The organism is Micromonospora arborensis (assembly GCF_003205615.1).
Lineage (GTDB): Bacteria > Actinomycetota > Actinomycetes > Mycobacteriales > Micromonosporaceae > Micromonospora > Micromonospora arborensis.
This window is the reverse complement of record NZ_PYBV01000064.1, coordinates 2,188-4,535: the sequence shown is the minus strand read 5'-3', so window position 1 is coordinate 4,535 and position 2,348 is coordinate 2,188. Positions and strand designations below refer to the sequence as shown.

General features: G+C 64.6%; 1 protein-coding gene and 1 pseudogene. Both read right to left on the bottom strand.

The window, feature by feature from the left end:
• Positions 1-1,714: pseudogene (locus C7C45_RS32420) on the bottom strand (hypothetical protein); the annotation flags it as partial.
• An 89-nt stretch (positions 1,715-1,803) separates the two neighbouring features.
• Positions 1,804-2,052: a hypothetical protein gene (locus C7C45_RS33770; RefSeq protein ID WP_146247475.1), complete on the bottom strand. Its 249-nt coding sequence runs from the start codon at positions 2,050-2,052 to the stop codon at positions 1,804-1,806.
• Positions 2,053-2,348 lie beyond the last annotated feature (296 nt).

Genomic DNA, 2,348 nt, shown 5'->3' with positions numbered 1-2,348 from the left:
CCGAACCCGCACCACCCAGACCCGGGAACGACCCACCGACACCCGGTAGGCCATCGATCGGCGACGGAATCTCGTCGAAGTCACCGGCCCCGGGAAGCCCGATCGGCGGATTGGCCGACTGATTGTCATCACCAGGCCGACCGTTCAGACCACCCAAACCAGGAAGACCACCCAGACCACCGAGGCCAACCCCGCTACCTCCACCGGGCAACTCGACACCACCACCGGTCAGGCCACCAAGGTCGACACCACCGCCGAGGTCGAGACCAGACGGCAGTCCTCCGGTTGATCCACCGACACCGCCCTCCAGACCACCGCCACCGACAAGCTCCTCCAGACTGGGACTGCCACCACCACCACCAACGCCGCCACCAATGTCGGCCAACCCGGAACTGCCACCACCACCGAGAGCGTCGGCCAGGCTGCCACCGCCACCGCCAACGTCGGCCAGCCTGGAACTGCCACCATCAACGCCACCGCCACCGAGAACGTCGGCCAGGCCGGAACTGCCACCACCACCGGCAACGTCGCTCAGCTTCGGGCCACCACCACCACCAGCACCGCCACCGAGCTTGCCAAGAACGTCGTTTATGTTGGCACCACCACCGCTACCGCCAGCACCCGCGGTCGGCGGCGGAATCGGCGCGTACGTCTGCAGATCGACCATGTTCGTATAGGAACGCTCAAAGCTTTCCCGCAACTCCTTGAACCGCTCAGCCATCGCAAGATGCAAACTGGCCGCAGCCTTGGCGAAGGCCGCATGCATCCTCGCGTCAAGCGCCTGCAACGCCTCAGCCGGCTTCTTGAAGTCGTATTGCTGCGAATCAAGGCCATCGCCGATGTCGATCGAAATATTCCAACTCTCGAGGTCGTCCCAGGCGGTCAGTTTGCCGTCGTCCCATGCCTGCTGGTTCCAACCGTCTGTGCTATGCCCCAAATCGTCGATGGATTTCTCGATATCCTTCATCACGCGCTCGACCATCGTGTTCGGCTGGTATTCCGGTCGACTCGCGAAATCTGCCCACACCTGGCGGATCTGCGTCCAGAAACGCTGCGCGGCATCACCGTTGTCATGCAGCATCCGCACCCAGTCGTCGGAGGTCTGAAGATCCTGCCGCAACAGCTTCATCTCGCCGTGCAGATTCTTCAACGCATCCGACAGCGCCTGCGACGAAGAACCCTGAAAACCCGAACCGCCGGAACCCAGACTGTCGATCTCGGCCTGGATGCGCTGCGCCGAACCGTCCAACCACATCGACAGGTTGTAGAACGACTCCGCTGCCGTGTGGAAACTCTGCGGATCCAACGGCAACGGAGTGGGCGGAGTGTCCAAGATGTCGCGCGAATGGGTCCAGAACTCATTCCAGAAATATTCGTGCGGCGAATAGCCGCCACCCGACTTCGAGAACCAGTCGACCCGCCCCTTGATAATCCAGAACGCCTCATGCTTGACGCCGCCCGTGTTCGACACCGAAGAAGCAGTACGCCGGTAGATGGTGAACTCGTTCGCGCCCGGCGTGCCCATCGAGTCGTTCCACGGCTGGTTTCCGGACGTGATATAGGTGCCGGCCAGGGTCAGGCTGAGCCAGGCGGGCCGGGTGAACCGCCGACTGTCCATGTCGCCGGCGCCGAGAACCTCGATGAGACCCTGCTCCCAGGCCGGCAGACCCATCGGGTCGGTGCCGGGCAGAGTACTGGGATTCGGCTGGGTCATCGAAGTTCTCCACTCAACGCAGAGTCGAGTGGATTCACGCCAGCTCTGACCTGGGCACCCTGGTTACGAATCTTCATGCTCAAGTCCTTCTAGCTTTGCCGGTTGCTCTGCCGGCCGGTTCCCCGCGCCGGGCCGTACGGGGACGCGGGCGTGCCGGGTCCGCTGGGCGACCAGGGAGTGCGCTCCCCCACCGAATCTCCGGGGATCTCGTCACGGCCAATGACCGCCGGCATGACGTCCGGATCCGTACCCCACACCTCTTCTTCCTCGGCCAACCAGGTGGTGCGCTCACGCTCCTTCTCCTGCTGACCACCACCTGCTCCCCCCATGCCACCCATCGGCGGCATCATGGGCGGCATCCCTCCAAAGGCACCACCCGCGCCAGCCGCACCGGGGGTATCCGGGATCAATCCGTCGACGGCAGAGGTGGGGGCGACCGGCGCCGGGCCGAGCGCGCCGACCATCAGACCATTCGGCAACGGGGCGCTGGCCTGCCCAGTAAGACCCCCGCTACCAGACCCCCCACCACCCACACCGGGACTCCGCAACTCGGGGAAAGACCCACCCGAACCAGAACCACCCGAACCCGCACCCGCACCACCCAGACCCGGGACCGAACCACCCGAACCCGCAC

What these genes read in the sequence shown, in the direction of transcription:
- C7C45_RS33770 (WP_146247475.1), bottom strand. Translation starts at nt 2,052, where the DNA reads ATGGGTGGCATGGGGGGAGCAGGTGGTGGTCAGCAGGAGAAGGAGCGT.